Source organism: Telluria sp. AC161, from assembly GCF_979258535.1.
On sequence record NZ_OZ409861.1, the window covers coordinates 4367927 to 4385572 of the forward strand.

12 protein-coding genes and 1 pseudogene are annotated in these 17646 nt (G+C 65.5%); 3 read left to right on the forward strand and 10 right to left on the reverse strand.

Going from position 1 to position 17646, the window contains the following annotated elements; all coding sequences use genetic code 11:
• Positions 1 to 29 precede the first annotated feature (29 nt).
• Positions 30 to 2885, reverse strand: coding sequence for a TonB-dependent receptor domain-containing protein (locus tag ACZ0AJ_RS19435; RefSeq protein WP_499456048.1), 2856 nt, complete (start codon positions 2883 to 2885; stop codon positions 30 to 32).
• Between the two features lie 212 nt (positions 2886 to 3097).
• Positions 3098 to 4891 (reverse strand): ABC transporter substrate-binding protein, encoded by a 1794-nt coding sequence (locus ACZ0AJ_RS19440; RefSeq protein ID WP_499456050.1) that lies wholly within the window; start codon positions 4889 to 4891, stop codon positions 3098 to 3100.
• 215 nt (positions 4892 to 5106) lie between these two features.
• Between ACZ0AJ_RS19440 and ACZ0AJ_RS19445 the strand changes: the two genes are divergently transcribed.
• The 3 genes from ACZ0AJ_RS19445 (at position 5107) to ACZ0AJ_RS19455 (ending at position 9207) form a co-directional block, all read left to right on the forward strand.
• Entirely contained in the window at positions 5107 to 6345 is a 1239-nt protein-coding gene (locus ACZ0AJ_RS19445; RefSeq protein WP_499456052.1) for a nucleoside recognition domain-containing protein, read from the forward strand.
• A gap of 10 nt (positions 6346 to 6355) precedes the next feature.
• Positions 6356 to 7831 carry a D-alanyl-D-alanine carboxypeptidase/D-alanyl-D-alanine endopeptidase gene (gene dacB, locus ACZ0AJ_RS19450; protein WP_499456053.1) on the forward strand — a complete coding sequence of 492 codons (1476 nt, stop codon included), beginning with the start codon at positions 6356 to 6358 and terminating at the stop codon, positions 7829 to 7831.
• A gap of 236 nt (positions 7832 to 8067) precedes the next feature.
• The gene (locus ACZ0AJ_RS19455) at positions 8068 to 9207 is read left to right on the forward strand and encodes a GGDEF domain-containing protein (RefSeq protein WP_499456055.1); all 1140 of its coding nucleotides are present in this window, start codon (positions 8068 to 8070) and stop codon (positions 9205 to 9207) included.
• Positions 9208 to 9210: 3 nt separating this feature from the next.
• Here the strand turns inward: ACZ0AJ_RS19455 and ACZ0AJ_RS19460 are convergent, their stop codons facing one another.
• The 8 genes and pseudogenes from ACZ0AJ_RS19460 to ACZ0AJ_RS19495 form a co-directional block, all read right to left on the reverse strand.
• Positions 9211 to 9822 carry a M15 family metallopeptidase gene (locus tag ACZ0AJ_RS19460; protein ID WP_499456056.1) on the reverse strand — a complete coding sequence of 204 codons (612 nt, stop codon included), beginning with the start codon at positions 9820 to 9822 and terminating at the stop codon, positions 9211 to 9213.
• 14 nt (positions 9823 to 9836) lie between these two features.
• The gene (locus tag ACZ0AJ_RS19465) at positions 9837 to 10736 is read right to left on the reverse strand and encodes a LysR family transcriptional regulator (RefSeq protein WP_183555042.1); all 900 of its coding nucleotides are present in this window, start codon (positions 10734 to 10736) and stop codon (positions 9837 to 9839) included.
• 278 nt (positions 10737 to 11014) lie between these two features.
• A pseudogene (locus ACZ0AJ_RS19470) lies at positions 11015 to 11794 on the reverse strand (N-acetylmuramoyl-L-alanine amidase); the annotation flags it as partial.
• Positions 11791 to 12759, reverse strand: coding sequence for an N-acetylglucosamine kinase (locus tag ACZ0AJ_RS19475; protein WP_499456057.1), 969 nt, complete (start codon positions 12757 to 12759; stop codon positions 11791 to 11793). The gene ACZ0AJ_RS19475 and the pseudogene ACZ0AJ_RS19470, both read right to left, overlap by 4 nt.
• A gap of 36 nt (positions 12760 to 12795) precedes the next feature.
• Positions 12796 to 14385, reverse strand: a complete 1590-nt coding sequence (locus ACZ0AJ_RS19480) for a glycoside hydrolase family 10-like protein (protein ID WP_499456058.1) — start codon at positions 14383 to 14385, stop codon at positions 12796 to 12798.
• Between the two features lie 90 nt (positions 14386 to 14475).
• On the reverse strand, positions 14476 to 15741 hold the full coding sequence (locus ACZ0AJ_RS19485) for an AmpG family muropeptide MFS transporter (protein WP_499456059.1): 1266 nt from the start codon (positions 15739 to 15741) through the stop codon (positions 14476 to 14478).
• Positions 15742 to 15789: 48 nt separating this feature from the next.
• Positions 15790 to 16689 (reverse strand): N-acetylmuramic acid 6-phosphate etherase, encoded by a 900-nt coding sequence (gene murQ, locus ACZ0AJ_RS19490; protein ID WP_499456817.1) that lies wholly within the window; start codon positions 16687 to 16689, stop codon positions 15790 to 15792.
• 82 nt (positions 16690 to 16771) lie between these two features.
• On the reverse strand, positions 16772 to 17512 hold the full coding sequence (locus tag ACZ0AJ_RS19495; protein ID WP_183555034.1) for a GntR family transcriptional regulator: 741 nt from the start codon (positions 17510 to 17512) through the stop codon (positions 16772 to 16774).
• Between the last annotated feature and the right edge of the window lie 134 nt (positions 17513 to 17646).

Genomic DNA, 17646 nt, shown 5'->3' on the forward strand with positions numbered 1-17646 from the left:
AGACCTGACCCCCGCTTTACGCTTTTTGATTAGAAGAACTTGTAGGTCGCCATCATCGTGAACGAACGGCCGCGCGGATCGGCTACGCGTGGCTCCCAGCTGCTGCCGGCGCCCGTGTTGCTGTCGTAGGTGATCGCGAACGGTGGATCTTCATCCAGGATGTTCTTGATGCCGGCGGTGAGGGTCAGGTTCTTGAAGCCCGTGTAGTTCGCGGTCAGGTGGAAGATCGAGTAATCGTCCACCTTGCTGTTGTACTCGGACGGCTTGATGCGGCCGCTGGCCACGCCCGGCAGCACCTGGTCGGTGTAACCCGAGCGGAAGATATTCTGCAGCATGCCGCTCCAGTTGCCGTACTTGTAGGTCACGTAGGCGCTGTGCTTCCACTTCAGGCCCAGGTCACCGGTGTACAGGAAGCGGCCGATTTCGCTCTCGCCGAATTCAGCGTTTCTGGTGGCGCGCGACTTCTTCTCGAGCAGGCGCGAACCGTCGATGCCGATGCCCCAGATCGAACCGGTGCTGAACTTGCCGGTCATGCGGGCGCCGACTTCGAGGCCGCGCGTGATGCGCTCGCCCGCATTGAGCCAGCGCTGGTCAATGAATGCCAGGTTGCCGGCGGCGTCGCGAATGAACTGGTCCTGGAACAGGCTGTAGTTCGCGATCATGGTCACCGCATTGAACGAGTCGATCGTGTTTTCCTTGCGGATTTCCCACAGGTCGGCATTGGCCGAGAAGCCGCCGGCCGGCTCGAACACGACGCCCAGGCTGGCCTGCTTGGCCGTTTCCGGACCCAGTGTGTTCTTGCCGCCGGTGAGAACAACCGGATTGACTGCCTGGCAACCGGCGACTGCAGTGTCGACACGGCCGCTCGGGCAGGTGGCCGGGTCGGCCAGGTCCTTGCCGACATACTGGCTCTCGGTCACGCCGTTGAACAGCTGGTTGAACGACGGCGCGCGGAAGCCCTCATTGTACGAACCGCGGAACATCAGTTGCGGGATCGGCTGGTAGCGGAACGAGACCTTCGGATTGGTCGTCGCGCCAAAGCCCGTGTAATCGTCGCGGCGGATGGCGAAGGTCAGTTCCAGCGCCTGCGTGACCGGCACCAGCATCTCGGCATACACGGCCTTGATGTCGCGGCTGACCTTCGGCAGCGCATTGACGTCATCGAACGGCGCATTCAGGATCGCCGGGCGCGCACTGACGGCGCGCAGGTCGCCATTGAACTTGTATTCTTCGCGGCGCAAATCGGTGCCCAGGGCCATCATCACGGCGCCGGCCGGCAGCTTGAAGATTTCACCCGACAGCGCAGCGTCGAACTGGGTCAGCGTCGTTTTACCACCGTACATGACGACGCCGGCGGCCGAGGTGGCGCGGATCGCATCGATCGCTGCCTGGCTCTGGGTCTGGCCCGGCAGCAGGAACGGGTTGACGATGCCCGAGCCGAGCACATTGCCCAGCGCCGCCGTGTAGTTGTAACCGGTGCCCAGCAGCGACTCCGATTCGCTGTAGGCGCGCGACAGGCCGACGCGGTAATCGTAGCGGTTGCCGAACAGGGTCAGCGGCCCATCGGCGCCCACCAGCAGGCGGCTGGCCTTGGTCTCGGTGGTGATTTCGCGGTTGCCGCATTCCATGCAGCGCCAGCGGTACGCAATCGGCAAGCCGTAGTTGGCCGAGATGCCGGGGAAGGTCTTGACCAGTGCGTTGTAGACGTCGTTGTAGGCCGCGCCCGTGCTCGGGTAGAACGAGTTTGCGCCGAAGGTCGACGCCGATGGCGAAATCTGGTTCGGCGAGAAGCGCTTGGACACTTCGACACGCGAGGCGACGCCTTCGGCGAACAGCTCATGCTCGCCGATGCGGAAGGTGGCGCGGCCCAGCGCATTGGTGTTCTTGACCGGCTGCTGCAGCACGGCGGCGCGGCCCGTATCCCAGGCGCAGCCATAGGCGGCGCCCGGCGTGTCCCACAGCTTTTCGTCGTACGCACCCATGCCGTCGATGCTGTCGCACCCGGCGCCGCCCGGCAGGTCGAGGAGGCTGATGCCGTTGTAGGCAACGCTGCTGCCCGGCAGGGTCGGACCGGTGCCGGTGCGCGAGAGCAGCGTCGGCGCCAGCGTCGTGGCGAAGATATTGCCGCTCGGCGTACCGCGCGTATCGACCGACACGCCGCGGTTCGGCTGGAAGGTATTGACGAAATCACGCTGGTTGCCGCGCAGCGCCTTGTTCTCGCTGTGGGAGAGCGTCGCCAGCACGTTCCAGCCCTGGGTGTCGAGGTCGCCCCAGCCACCGGTGAGGCTGGCGCGGCCGATTTCGCCGCCACTCGCCTCGGCCACGTCGGTGAAGGCTTGCGCTTCCAGGCCGCTGTAGTTCTTGCGCAGGATGAAGTTGATCACGCCGCCGATGGCGTCGGTGCCGTACACGGCCGACGCGCCATCCTTGAGCACTTCGACGCGCTCGACCGCCGCCATCGGGATCGAATTCAGGTCGACCGCCGAGCCCTTCATGCCGTGCGTCGCGACGCGCCGGCCGTTGAGCAGCACCAGTGTCGAATCGGAACCCTGGCCGCGCAGGTTGGCGCTCGAGGCGCCGTTGTTGCCGCGCTGGGCGCCCGACGTGACGTCGGCGTTCGAGGCCAGGTTGTCCGAGCCATTGCCGTTGATGTTCAGCGTGGCGATGAGTTGCTCGGCTGTGACGATGCCCTGGTCTTCGATCTGTTTGCGCGAAATGATTTCAACCGGCAGCGCGCCCTCCTTGGCGATACGCTTGATGCTCGAGCCGGTGATTTCCACCCGCTGCATCGACGTGTCGGTTTGCGCTTGCGCCACGAGCGGCATTGCAGCGGGGGCGACTGCTCCCATCAAGGCAATCAGCTGGGCCAGTTTCTTCAGTTTCACGATGTTTCTCCTTGCGTTCCGGGGCGGTCTTCGGCCGGCGCACTGTATTGGACTGCACTGCGCCGACCTGCGTGTCGCATGCCAAGTTGATTCTTGGCATTACGTTATGTTTTCAATTCAGAGTACGCTCACAATTTTGTGACAAGCCAATGAATTATCCGGAGGGGAGTATAACCAGCGGGAATATTTTCTTGCGGAAAAACTAACGGAATCTATCGCTTGCCCCTGACCGAGCGTGCCCTTTGCGCAACATCGATATCGAGGTAGCGCCAGTTCGTGAATTCGACGGGATGGCGTTTGTAGTTTTTCAACCACGGATGCCGCAAATCGCCCGATAAAACATGGGTCAACGGCACCCACGGGTTGTACGCATGGAGCAGCTGGTTCATCTCGACATAGAGTCTGTTTCGCTCTGCACCATCCTGCAGCAAGCGTGCTTTTTCATAGCGCACATTGTATTGAGGCAGGTTGAAGCGCGCGTAGTTGGCCCGGCCTGCATTGGGCCCGTACAACAGCTGATAAAAGTTGTCGCCATCGGGGAAATCGGCGATCCAGTTACTCTCGAACATCTGCACTGTTCCGAGGCGCGAGGCCTTGATGATCTCGGTTTTCTTGTCCGACTTGAACACGACGCGCACACCGATGGCATTCAGGCATTTTCGCCACAGTTCGTCGCGCAGGCGCCCGCCCACGGTCGCTTCGCTGTGCATCGTCAAGGTCAGCGGCTTGCCATCGGGTGCGCGCCGAAAACCGTCCGGGTCGCGCTGGCCGTAACCATGGCGGTCGAGCAAGGCATTGGCCAGCGCCGGGTCGTACGGCACCGGACTGCGGTAGCGCGGATCGTAGCCACGCACATTCGGCGGCAGTGGCGACTCAGCCTTGATCGCAAACCCTTTCTTCAGTAGCGCAATGTCTTCGGCGCTGTTGTACGCCATCGAGATCGCACGCCGCAGCGCGATCCGGTCCTTGCTGTAGCCGCCCACGACCGGGTCGGTCATGTTCATCCACATATAGTAGGTCTGCAATACCGGAAAACGCGACAGCACGATCCCTCGCGCAGCCAGGTCGGGTTTAAGGGCGCCGTCGTGCACGACCATCTCGGTCATCGATTCGGGGATCTGTTCCAGGTAATCGTAGTCGGCATTCAAAAAGCCCAGCATGCGGCCCTGGAATTCCTCGGCGATGCGCACCTCGACCCGGTCCACGCGCGGCAGGCGCTTGCCTTCCAGTGCGGCGGCAATCGCCTGGTCTTGCGGGTCATCGCCCGGCGTGGCTGCGAACACGGCGGTGGAATCCGGATTGGCCAGCAGCACGATGCGATCGCTCCGTTTCCACTCCCCCAGCATGAACGGCCCGGTGCCGATCGGGTGATTGCCCGCCTGGCCCGGATACGCTTCGATCACTTCACGCGCCACCACGCTGCTGGCCGCCGTCGCCAGATAAAACAGGAAATTGTTATCGGGCGCAGTCAGGCGGATGCGCAGCGTGTAGCGGTCCGGCGCCTGCAGGCCGGCCACCGGCACATCGGGGCCGAAGCGCGCGCGCAGCGCGGCGTCACCCGCGATTTTGCCTTCGAACATATAGGCCCAGGGCGACTTGAGCGCCGGGTCGTATAAACGCTTGAGGCTGTAGACATAGTCGGCGGCCGTGACTTCGCGCTTGCGGCCCTTGAAGGCGGGGTCGGGCGTGAAATGGATGCCGGGGCGGATGCGGAAGGTGTAGGTCAGCCCGTCGCTGCTGACGGTCGGCATGGCCGTGGCCGTGTTGGGGCGCAGCGTGGCCGGGCGCGCCAGGTAGTCGTAGCGCAGCAGCGGATCGAACAGGTTTTCCAGCAGCGACAGCGTGGCGTTGTCGGAGGCCACTGCCGGGTCGAGTCCGGTCTCGCTGGTGGAGAGGAACATGTGCAGGACCTTGTCCTGCGCCTGCGCCTGCGCCTGCGCATCGGAATACGGCACGAGCAGGAACGACAGCGACAACAGCGCAGCAGTGGCGGAGCGAAATTTCATGACGGCAGATCCTTTGGAGCGTCCCATCGGGCGTGCCGTATCATAGGCGCGCTGCGCCTTGGCAAGCAACGCTCATAACTTTTGCGCATGGCGCGGCTGCATTCTTTCATCCACGCGGCTTGCCCTTGGCCCCTGGGCGCTGCACAATCGTCCGAATCCGGCGGCAACGCTTCGATCAGCACCGATCAGCACCCCTCAGCACTTACTGGTTATCGATGGCACTCAATTACATCTGGACAGGCTTCTTCCTCGTCGGCTTCCTCGCAGCAATGGCGCAGTGGCTCTTCCTCGGCGACACCGAAATCTTCAAGCGCATCATCGACGGCACCTTCGATTCGGCCAAGATGGCCGTGATGGACATCGCCCTGCCGCTGGCCGGCGTCATGACGTTCTGGCTCGGGATCATGAATGTCGGCGAAAAGGCCGGCGCCATCAACCTGTTCGCGCGCGTGATCGGCCCGTTCTTTTCGCGCATCTTCCCGGGCGTGCCGCGCAACCACCCGGCCAACGGCCACATGGTGATGAACTTCTCGGCCAATATGCTGGGCCTCGATAACGCCGCCACGCCGTTTGGCCTGAAGGCCATGGAAAGCCTGCAGTCGCTCAACCCGAACAAGGATGAAGCGACCGATGCGCAGCTGATGTTTTTGGTGATCCAGACCTCGGGCCTGACGATCATCCCGCTGGCCGTGATGGCCCAGCGCGCGGTGCTTGGCGCGGCCAACCCGGCCGACATCTTCATCCCGACGCTGATCGCGACCTACACCGCCACCATCTTCAGCATCATCATGGTCGGGCTGCGCCAGCGCATCAACCTGTTCGACCCGGTGATCTTCGCCTGGATCGGTGGCACCGCGGCGCTGATCGCGTCGATGGTCCTGTCCTTCACGTACTTCCTCGACAAGACGCAGATCCAGCTGGTGTCGTCAGTTGCCGCCAACCTGGTGCTGTTCGGCGTCATCGCCGCGTTCATGACCGGGGCGCTGCTCAAGAAGGTCAATGTGTTCGAGGCCTTCATCGAAGGCGCCAAGGGCGGCGTCGAAACGTCGATCAAGATCATTCCCTACCTGGTCGGCATGATCGTGGCGATCAGCGTGGTGCGCAACTCGGGCATCCTCGGCATGGTCACGGGCGGCTTCGCCTGGATCTTCAGTGCGCTGGGCCTGCAGACCGATTTCGTCGGCGCGCTGCCGACCGCGCTCATGAAATCACTCTCGGGCAGTGGCGCGCGCGCCATGATGATCGATGCGATCAAGACCTATGGCGTGGATTCGTTCGTCGGCCGCCTGGCCAGCATCATGCAGGGCGCGTCGGACACCACGTTCTACATCATCGCGCTGTATTTCGGTTCGGTCGGCATTCGCAAGACGCGCTATGCGGTCAGCTATGGCCTGCTGGCCGATCTGGTCGGCATCATCGCCGCGATCTTCGTGGCCTATCTCTTCTTCGGTTAAGGATTCACGCATGTTCAAACGCGCCACCCTCGTTCTGTCGCTGCTGTGCGCCACGTCGCTTGCCCAGGCCCAGCTACCGGCGCCGGTGGCGCAGCTGATGCAGCAAAGCGGCATCGCACCGGGCGAAGTGGGCCTGCTGGTGCTGCGCGGCGACGCGGCCGTGCTGTCGCACCAGGCGGCGCTGCCGATGCAGCCGGCATCGACGATCAAGCTGGTGACGACGCTGATCGGCCTCGAGCGCCTGGGCCCCACGTTCCGCGGCCGCACCGAACTGCGCACGACCGGGGACATCAAGGACGGCGTGCTGCGCGGCAGCCTGTACGTCAAGGGCGGCGCCGACGCCGACCTGGCCGGCGAGCATCTCGAAGCCATGCTGCGCGCGCTGCGCTATCAGGGCATCGAGCGCATCGAGGGCGACCTGGTGCTCGATCGCAGCCTGTTCCAGCCGGCGCGCCCGGATGTTGGCCTGCCGCCGTTCGACGAGTCGCCCGACGCGTATTACAACGTGATTCCCGACGCCCTCCTCCTCAACAAGAACATGCTGCAGCTGGACATGCGCGCGACCGGCGCCACGCTGCAACTGCGCATGTACCCGGAACTCGAACGCGTGTCGGTCACGTCGGCGATGACGCTGGTCGAGCGCGATTGCGCGAAGTGGGAAGACGGCTGGCAGCTGCCCGAGACGCGCCGTGCGCCCGATGGCCGTATCGAGGTGGTCCTGCGCGGCACCTTCCCGAAGAACTGCAACCGCAGCTACAGCGTCAATGTGCTCGACCGCGACGATTACGTGGGCCGCTTCGTGCGCCGCGCCTGGACCGATCTGGGCGGCACGCTCAGTGGCCGCACGATCACCGGCGCCACGCCACTGGACGCGCGCGTGCTGGCCGCGCACGCTGCGCGCGCCTTGCCGGAACTGGTCCGCGATATCAACAAGACGTCGGACAACACGCTGGCGCGCCTGCTGTTTCTGAGCCTGGGCAGCCTGCAGGGCGATCCTGTCGACGGCAGCCTGGCGCTGCCGTCCGGCGAAGTCACCACCTTCGCGCGCGCCGACGGTGCCGTGCGCGACTGGCTGCGCGCGCAGCGCATTGACGACACCGGGTTCGTGATCGACAACGGCTCGGGCCTGTCGCGCATCGAGCGCATCAGTGCGCAGCAGATGGGCAGCCTGCTGCAGGCAGGGTTGAAGAGTCCATGGGCGCCCGAATTCCAGGCCAGCCTGCCGATCGGTGCGGTCGATGGCACCATGCGCCGGCGCCTGGCCGGCACGCCGGCCGCCGGACGCGCGCGCCTGAAAACGGGCACGCTGCGCAACGTCACGGCAGTAGCCGGCTACGTGCCGGATGCGAATGGCAATCTGTGCGTGGTGGTGGCGATGGTCAACAGCGAACGGGCCGGGGACGGGCGCGGTCGCGCGGTGCTCGATGCACTGGTCGACTGGGTGGCGCGCTCGGGTACGACCCAGGCGGTAGCGGTGCAGCGTTGAGCAAATTGTCACGGGATTGAACCGGGTTATCTTGCAAAATTAACAAAGTAATTAATGAACTGATACATTTTGTTAGTTTCGAGTAAGAAAACCTTGTCACAATAGTCACGTGTCCGGTGCCGCTTCCGGTGACCGGCCTGGCCGGCGCCAGCACCGGCGCATTTCGTCCTGTCCGACTATCGCCGAATGCTGAATCGTGTGTCGCAGGCATCATCACCTGCCGCACTGTTCATCGCATGCACATCCATTACCTGACCGGCGAATTCGCGCGCAGCACCAGCGAAATTGCTTTCCTTTCCAGCCAGATCGACCGCACACGCGCCATGCTCGGCTTCACGCTGGTGTTCTGCGTCGTGTTCTTCCTGTCGTTTTTTGTGACGGATATCGCGGTGCTGGGCCTGGATGCGGCCGTGCGTGACACGCTGCCGGCGCGCCTGCTGGTCGCGGTCGTTGCAGGCACCTGCGCCTGGCTGGCCTACCGCCGCCCCCTGTCGATCCGGGCCATGCGCCTGGCGGCATCGCTGTCCGTGGGCATCGCGCTGTGCTGCTTCATGGTGGTGGCGCTGGCGCGGCCGTACGAGGTGCACTGGCATGCGATGTCGATGCTGATCATGCTGGTGGTGATCTACCTGTACATCCCGAACCGCCTGGTGTATGCGACCGCGCTCGGCATGGGCGCCTCGATCGTCTTCCTGGCGCTGGCCACGTTCGTGCTGCCGCCAAGGCCCGTGTCCGACCTGCTCACGATGGGCATGCTGCTGGTGCTGATCAACACATTCGGCATCCTGGCCGCGCGCCGCTACAACTGGGTGGCGCGCGAACAGTTCCGGCTGCAGATGACACTCAAGCAGCTGGCCCAGCGCGACCAGCTCACTTGCTGCTACAACCGCCACTACCTGCACGATCATCTGCTGGAGCATGAGCTGCAAAGCGCACGCCAGCGCCAGCATCCGGTGTCCGTCATCCTGTGCGACATCGATCACTTCAAGCGCATCAACGACACCTTCGGCCACCACGAGGGCGATGCCGTGATCCGCACCTTTGCCAGCCTGCTGCACAGGATGGTGCGCGACGGCGTCGATGCCGTGGTGCGCTACGGCGGCGAAGAATTTTTGCTGGTCTTGCCCGGCATCGACCTGGCGCAAGGGACCAGCCTGGCCGAGAGCCTGCGCGCAGCGTTTGCGGCCAGTCGGGTCGCGCCGGATGCCGATGGCCCCGGGTTGCAGACCACCGCCAGCTTCGGCCTGGCCACGTACGATTTCGCGCGCGACGACGGGCACATCACGTTGCCCGACCTGATCCTGACCGCCGACAAGCTGCTGTATGCGGCCAAGCACAATGGCCGCAACCGCGTCGAAGCGATCGCGATGAACTGACCGCTACAGCACGCGCTGGAAGGTGCGCCGCACCAGATCGCGGTCGCCGCAATCGAAGTGCCACCATTCGGTTTTGATGGCCAAAAAGCCCGCTGCCAGCATCGCCTCGCGCAGCAGGCGCCGGTTGGCCACCTGCACTTCGGTGAGGCGTCCGGCCAGCACAAACCCTTCTTCGAGCGCCGGATGCGACAGCTCGGTCATGTCGTCGAAACCGGTGCCCATGTCGAGTTCATGGCCGGCCGCGTCCACCAGCGTGAGGTCCAGCGCCATGCCGTACGAGTGGATCGAGCCGCGCGCCGGATCGGCCAGGTACAGGCGCAGGTCGGTGCCCTCGAGCGCATCCCACAATTGCTGCTGGACGCGCTGCGGCCGCAATGCATCGAGCACCAGCACCGTCAGGTCGGGCCGGCGTGCGGCCAGCCAGGCCACCACGCGCTCGAGCGCTGCGGCGGCCTGCACATGCAGCCAGGCGCAATCGAACGGCGAATACAGATCGCGCCCGACGAAGTTGTTGGCGGTGGCGTAGCGCAGGTCGACCCGGATGCCGGCGATGCTGTCCAGGTGCCGGAATGCCGGGCTGGCGGCAATGTCTTCGCTGGCGATGAACGCGTGCATGATGCTGAAAAATCCTAGGCTGGTTCGAGACAGGCGCGCGCGGTCGCGCCGATGCAGTTGGCCAGCTCGCGCGCGCCATGCGACAGCGGCGCGTGGCTGGCCGTGAGCAGGTACAGGTGCACGGGAATCGACGGCGACCACTGGCGGCACTGCACCTGGTTCGCTGCGGCCGAGGCGGCCGTGAACGGATCGACCACCGCGGTGCCAGCGCCGGCTTCGACCAGCGAGCGGGCGATCTGGTACGTTTGCACGACGGTGCGAAACACCGGTTGCACACCCTGCGCTTCGCAGGCTGCCATCACCATCTCGCCCAGCGGATCGCGATCGGCCATGCCGATCAGTTCACCCGTCAAACCGTCGGCCGCGATCGGCGTGCGGCATTCGGCGTCGCTCCAGGTGCCGCGCGGCGCCATCACCGTCAACAGGCCATGCGCGATCGGCTCGGCCACGATGCCGGGGTGGCGCGGGTCCTGCAGCGACAGGCCCACATCGGCTTCGCCCAGGCGCAGTGCATTGACGATTTCGCTCGTGTGGTGCGTGGCCAGTTCGCACCGCGTTTCGGGAAAGGCGCGGCGCCAGGCGGTCATCCCGGCCGGCAGCACGCTGACCGCAATGGTCGGCGTGGACACCAGGCGCACGGTTTCCACAGCGCGTCCCTTCAGGCTCGCGGCCAGGCGGCGGATGCCCTGCAGGTCGCGATGGAGCTTTTCCGTTTCGATGAACAGGCGGTGCGCTTCCGGCTTCGGATACAGCTTGCCGCGCACGCGCTCGAACAGCGGCATGCCCAGTTGCAGCTCGGCGTGCTGCAGCACCTTCGTCACGGCCGGCTGCGAGATATGCAGCACCTGGGCGGCGCCGCTGATGGTGCCGACCTGCATGATGGCGTGGAATACTTCGATATGGCGCAGACGCATCGCTTATCCCTCAATTGCCGCCATCATGGCGTGGTGATGACTGGCGTGGCCGGAGCCGGGGCGGTTTCCGGCGTCGGTTCGACCGGCAGCACCGGCGTCGGCTCGGGCAAGGTTGGCGTCGGCGTCGGCGTCGGCGTCGGCGTCGGCATTGGCATCGGCGCTGGCGCTGGTGCTGGTGCTGGTGCTGGTGCTGGTGCTGGTGCTGGTGCTGGCATCGTGGCCGGCGCCACGGGCGCCAGTGCGGCCGGCACCACCGGTGGCGGCGTGTTCGCCGGCGTCGTCAGCACTTCGAGCAGCGCCGCCGTCTCGGCATCGGCAACGCCCGAGATATCGCGCGGACGGTACTTCATCTGGAACGCCGCCAGCGTGGTGCGGGTCGCTTCATCGTACGTGCCGCTCTGCACCAGGCCGAAGCCGTGCGTGGCCAGCTTGCGCTGGAACCAGGCGACGTCCGGCAGCAGAGCTTCGAAGGCCGGGCGCACGGCGGCAACACGGTTCGCATCCGGCCACAGTATCAGGCCTTCCTGCGCCAGGCGCTGCCACGGGAACTGCGGCCCCGGATCCTGCTTTCGGAGCGGCGCGATATCGCTGTGACCGAGCACGTTCTCGGGCGCGATGCCGTGGCGCGCCACGATGTCTTTTACCAGCGGCAGCAGCGCATCCATCTGCGCCTGCGGGAACGGTGCGTAGACGCGGCCCTGCGGCGTGTCCTTCCAGCCGGCGTTGACGATCTCGATGCCGATCGAGCTGTTGTTCAGTTGCGTGAAGTTCTTCCAGCTCGAGTTGCCCGCATGCCAGGCGGCGCGGTTCTCGTCGACCAGGCGGTAGATCTTCGGCTGCGCTTCGTCGGTCAGCAGGTAGTGCGAGCTGACCTGCTGCTGCGTCAGGATCTTGATCGAGGCAGGCGTGTTGGCCACCGTGTAGTGCAGCACCAGAAAGCGCGCGCGGCTCGACTGGCCGACGGCATCGTAGGTGGTGTCGTACTTCGGCGTGGTCGGGGCGGTCGTGGTACAACCGGCCAGCACGGCCAGGGCGAGAGCGGCAAAGATCGATTTCATGGGGATTCCTCGTTGATGTTCTTGTGGGTTGCGCGCGCGGGTGGCGTGGCGGCCGGTTGCAATGCGAGCCGCGCGGCGCCGTGATGGGCGCGCAGGCCGGTCTGCGTGAGCACCATCCCGGCCGGCAGCGCAGCGCGCATGGTCTCGATGATCAAAGGGTGCAGTTCGCTCGCGCGCCCGGCCAGCACCACCGGGCGCGGGCCGAAGCGGCGCGTGAGCGCCAGCGCCAGGCGCGCCAGTTCCAGGCCCGCTTCGCTCAGGATCGTGGCGGCGGCCGGATCGCGCTCGGCGCTGGCGGCAACGGCCAGCGCCAGCTTGCCGATCGCGCCGCGCTCGCCGTGATAGATGAACTGGCGCGACACATTCCAGTCGGCGCCGCCGATGTGCTCGAACACGGCCTGCGCCAGCGGCGAATCGCGCCAGCAGCCGGGCTGCTCGTCTTCGTTGCGCCAGATGTGGCGCAGCGCTTCGCGCGCGATCCAGAAGCCCCCACCGCCATCGTCGAGCAGCACGCCGCGCCCGCCGGCGCGGTGGAACACGTGGTCGGCGTCGATGTAGGCGCCGATCGAGCCGGTGCCCGCATACACGAGGTAGCCGGCGCCGGGCGCGAAATTGGCGCGATACGCCAGTTCGATATCGTTCGACAGCGTGACGGCGCTGGGCGCAACGCCCAGCAACTGGGCCAGCCACGATTGCAGCAGTTCGTCGTCGCCGCCGAACCCCGTCAGACCGGCCTGGATGCGCAGCGGACTGGCATGCGCGAGCACTGCCGCCGCCAGTTCTTCGAGGCTCGCGCGCACCGCTGCGCGCCCGTCGGACGTGGCCATCTGCAGCGCCGACAGGCCTGCGACCACGCCGTCGGCCAGGATGGCGCCGCCGGGGGCCGCCAGCGCCCAGCGCGTCTCGGTGCCGCCGGCGTCGATCCCCAGGCCAAACCCGCTCACGTTGTCACGATCAGATGACATCACAAAATCCGCCCATAAAACCCGATGCTACCTGCATTACGCTTTGCCCCATACCCGCACCCGTGCGCCCTCGTTGCCCAGACGGTCGACGGCGCTGACCACCACGATTTCGGCTGCGCCCAGCGTCGCGTCATCCGGCACCGACCAGGCCACGCGCACCGCCGGGACCACGGCGAAACGCCATTGGCCGCCATGGCGCGACCAGACCGCGTACAACGCATTGGCCTTGCCCGCCTTGAGCGTCAGGTCGACCGAGCGCGCGCGGCGCGAAGCCCCCACCAGCGGCGTACCGGGCCGCTCGTTGCCCAGCCACGTCGTCGCCGGTACCAGCGCCTGGCCGGCGTAGCGGGTCGTGCGCAGCTGGTCGGCGATGCCTTTGCGGTTCTGCATCAGGGCCACCATGCTGAAGTGGACGTGGCCGGTGGACAGCGGCCGCGTACGGGTCACGTCGACCTGGGCCAGCACCTCCTGCGGTTCGTAGGCCTTGGTCGCAGCGCCGATGCGGCTGGTAAACAGACCCGGCCAGATGTGGCGGCGCTGCGGATTTTGCCTGATCCAGTAATCGAGCAGCACGTCGTAGGCCTGGCCCGGTGGCTTGATCGGCCAGTACAGCTGCGGCACGAAGTAATCGACCCAGCCTTTCTCGAGCCACAGCTCGGCATCGGCATACAGCTTGTCGTACTGCGAAAAGCCGTTGATGCCGGGCGGGCGGCGGTCCGGGCGGCCCAGGCCAAAGGGGCTGATGCCGAAACGCACCCAGCTCTTTTCGGCGTGGATGCCCTTGTACATCGCTTCGATCAGGCGGTTGACGTTGTCGCGGCGCCAGTTGGCGCGATCGAGCTGGCCGCCGCCGGCCAGGTAGCGGTGCCAGGCCGGATCGTCCGGGAAGTCCAGTTCGCGCGTGCCGGTGCGCCCATCGAGGGCCGCGGCGTTACCGGCCACCTGCGGCGCGGCGTCGATCGGGTACGGATAAAAGTAGTCGTCGATGTGCACGCCGTCGATGTCGTAGCGGCGCACGACGTCGAGGATCACGTCGAGCGTCTGCTTGACGGCGGCCGGTTCGCCCGGGTCCATCCACATGAATTTGCCGTAGCGTTTGACGATGGCCGGATTGGTGTTGGTGATGTGGTTCGGCGCCGACTGGCCGCGCGAAGCGTCCATGCGGGCGCGGTAGGGATTGAACCAGGCGTGCAGCTCGATGCCGCGCGCATGTGCCTCGGTGATCCAGTACGCGAGCGGATCGTAGAACGGCTGCGGCGCCTTGCCCTGGATGCCGCTCAGGTATTCGGTCCACGGCTCGAGGTTGGACGGATAGATGGTGTCGGCGGCCGGACGGACCTGCAGCACGATCGCGTTCAGGTTCATGGCCTTGGCGCGGTCGAGGATGGCGAGCACTTCCTGCTGCTGCTTGGCGGCGCTCAGGTTCGGTCGGCTGGGCCAGTCGATATTGGCGACCGTGGACACCCAGGCGGCGCGAAACTCGCGCGGCGCGGCCGGCGGCTCATTGCCACCGATGAAAGTCGTGGCGCCCGGTTTGGTGGGCTTGGTGCCGCAGGCGGCCAGGCCCAGGGCGACGGCGCTGGCCATGCCGAGCGTGAAAGTGCGTTTGTTCAGGTTGGGAAGCAAAAAAAGAACTCCTTGATGTTGCTGTACCGGAGGTTGACGCTCCGCGCCGGCGCCACATCGGGCGCGGCAGCGCGGGCGTCAGCCGTCCGCTTATTTTTTTCCGAATTCCGGATCGATCTTGACGAGCGCCGCCACGATGAAGGCGGGAATGGTCGCAAGACAGGTCCAGATGAAGAAGTGCTGGTAGCCGAGGTATTCCTGCAGGTCGCCGCTCCACATGCCGGGCACCATCATCCCGAGCGCCATCAGGCCCGTGCAGATCGCGTAATGCGCCGTCTTGTTGGGGCCATCGGCCACCATGATCATGTACATCATCATCGCGGTAAAGCCGAAGCCGTAACCGAACTGCTCGAGCGCGAGGAACGCGGACACGATCATCAGATCGGTCGGCTGGGTTTGCGACAGGTAGACGAAGACCAGGTCCGGCACGTGGATCGCGAACACCATGATCCACAGGCAGCGCTTGAGGCCCACGCGCGAAATCAGCCAGCCGCCGGCCAGGCCGCCCAGCGTCAGCGCGATGATGCCGACCGTGCCATAGGCGATGCCGTATTCAGAGGTGGTCAAACCCAGGCCGCCGGCGCTGATCGGGTCTTTCAAGAATGGCGCGACCAGTTTGAGCAGCTGCGCTTCACCGAGGCGGAACGTGAGGATGAACGCGACGATCATCCAGATGTCGCGCTTCTTGAAAAACGCGACGAAGGTGCCGACGAAGTCGCGCAGCGGGTTGTCGCTCTTGGCGACAGCGTGGTCGTCGGCCGGCACGGGCAGCGCCCACTGGTGCCACGCAAAGGCGGCGAAGAACAGGCCGGCCAGCACGTAGAACACGATCGACCAGGCCTGGCGCACGTCGCCCAGGCTCACGGCCAGATAGCCGGCCAGCACCACGAGCGGGCCTTGCCCGAACAGCGTGGCCAGGCGATAGAAAGTGCTGCGCACGCCGACGAACGCGGCCTGCTGCTTCTGGCGCAGGCCCAGCATGTAGAAGCCGTCAGCCGAGATGTCGTGGGTGGCGGAGCTGAACGCCATGATCCACAGAACGGCCAGGCTGACAACGAAGAAGGTGGGCAGATGCAGCACGGTGCCCACCGCAATGAGCGAGGCGCCGACGGCCAGTTGCAGCAGCACGGTCCAGCGGCGCTTGGTGCCGAACATGTCGACGATCGGGGACCACAGCGGCTTGATCACCCACGGCAGGTACAGCAGGCTCGTATAGAAGGCGATGTCGGAGTTTGAAATCCCCATGTCCTTGTACATGATGACCGACAGGCTCATCACGACGACATACGGAATCGCCTGGGCAAAGTACAGGGACGGCACCCACAGCCACGGGCTGTTCGCTTGCGGTTTTTGCATGACTCTTTCGTGCGCCGTGCAGGCCGGTGCTGCTGAAAGGGCGCGTGCTTACGCGAGCGCCTGGCGCACGCTGCCGCGCGCCGCTTCCAGCAGCGCTTGCGCCTGCTCGACACTGGTTTGTTTGGACAAGGCCACGATCGCGGTCTTGACGTGGAAGCCGCATTGTTCCAGCACCGCCTGCGCGGCCGCCTCGTCGGCGCCGGTGGCAAAGCTCGTCAGGCGGATCGCACGTCGTACCAGTTTGGCATTGGTGGCCTTCAAGTCTACCATCAGGTTGCCGTAAACCTTGTTCAAACGCACCATCAGGGCGCTGGAAAAGGTGTTCAGCGCGATCTTTTGCGAGGTGCCCGCTTTCAGGCGCGTGCTGCCCGAAATGACTTCGGCGCCCGTGTCGAGCGTGATGCCGATCTCGGCCTGCGTGGCCACTGGCGCATCCGGGTTGTTGGCAAAGCCCACCGTCAGCGCGCCGGCGGCGCGCGCAGCGCGAAGCGCCCCCAGCACGTACGGCGTGGCGCCCGACGCCGCCAGCGCCAGCACGACATCGTTCGGGCCCACGTTCACACCCGCAATATCCGCCGCGCCCTGCTCCAGATCGTCTTCAGCGCCTTCGACCGCAGCGAACATCGCGCCGTGGCCGCCGGCCAGCAGCGCCACCGCGCGTTCGGCGGGCCAGGAAAAGGTGGGGTACAGCTCGACGCTGTCGAGCACACCGAGGCGGCCCGAGGTGCCGGCGCCGACATAGACCAGGCGTCCGCCCGCTTCCATGCGCAGCACTGCGGCCGCCACGGCAGCGGCAATGCGCGGTCCGGCCTTGCGTACGGCGTCCACCGCATGGAACTGGTCATCAACGAGGGCATTGACCAGTTCCGTCGTCGGGTACTGGTCGAGCGCGGTGTGCGCTAGGGAAGGGGTTTCGGTATTGAGCATCGCTGTCTCGCACCTGCACAGTTTGGTTAAAACCAGTGTAATACCACTTTGACAAGCGCTTCCATGAAAGGATCGGGCGCCGTCATGCCGCCAGGTTATGCATTCAGGCTTGCCGGCGCAGCTCGGCCACGAAGTCGTAATGGTCGCTGCGGCAGTAGGAATGGGTCAGTTCGACCGGCTGGCCCGATTCGAGATACCCCACGCGGGTGATGAACAGCACCGCGCGGCCTTCGGGCACCTCGAGCCGTGTGGCCAGCTCCAGGTCGGCATTCATCGCGCGGATGTGCTGCAGCGCGCGCACCGGCAGGTGGCCGCTCTTGGAAAGGTGCGCGTACAGTGACGCCGCCACCAGCTCCGGGCGCGGCAGCACGGCGGCCGGGATCACGCTCACTTCGTAGGCCATGACGATGTCGTCGGCAAAGCGCAGGCGCTCGAGACGCGCCACACGCGCACCGGGCGACAGGCCGAGCGAGAGCTGCTCGTCGGCGTCGGCCAGCATCGTGTCGCGCCGCAGCCATTGCGAGCGCGGGGTATAGCCGCGCTGCTGCAGTTGCTCGGAAAAACTCGACAGCGTCGACAGCGGCTGCTCGATGCGCGGCGCGATGTAGTTGCCCGAGCCGCGCCGGCGCACCACCAGGCCCTGGTCGACCAGCTGGTCGATCGCCTTGCGCGCCGTGACGCGCGAGACGTCGAGCTGCTCGGACAGCATGCGTTCGGACGGCAGCGCCTGGTCGGCCTGATAACGGCCATCGCGCACGTCCTGCGCCAGCTTGCGCGCAAGCTGCTTGTAGAGCGGCGAATTGTCGTCGTGGTCGACCTGGAATCCGGGGCTGGGGCTGTTCATGGCGTCGTGGCGAAGGGGTCTGGCATACCATCGAAGCATACCACTTGCGACCAATGCAAAACGGTTATGCCCTGCGCACGGGTATTCATTGGTCAAGGGTTTCGCGCAGTCCGTATGCTGGACCGATAGTCACA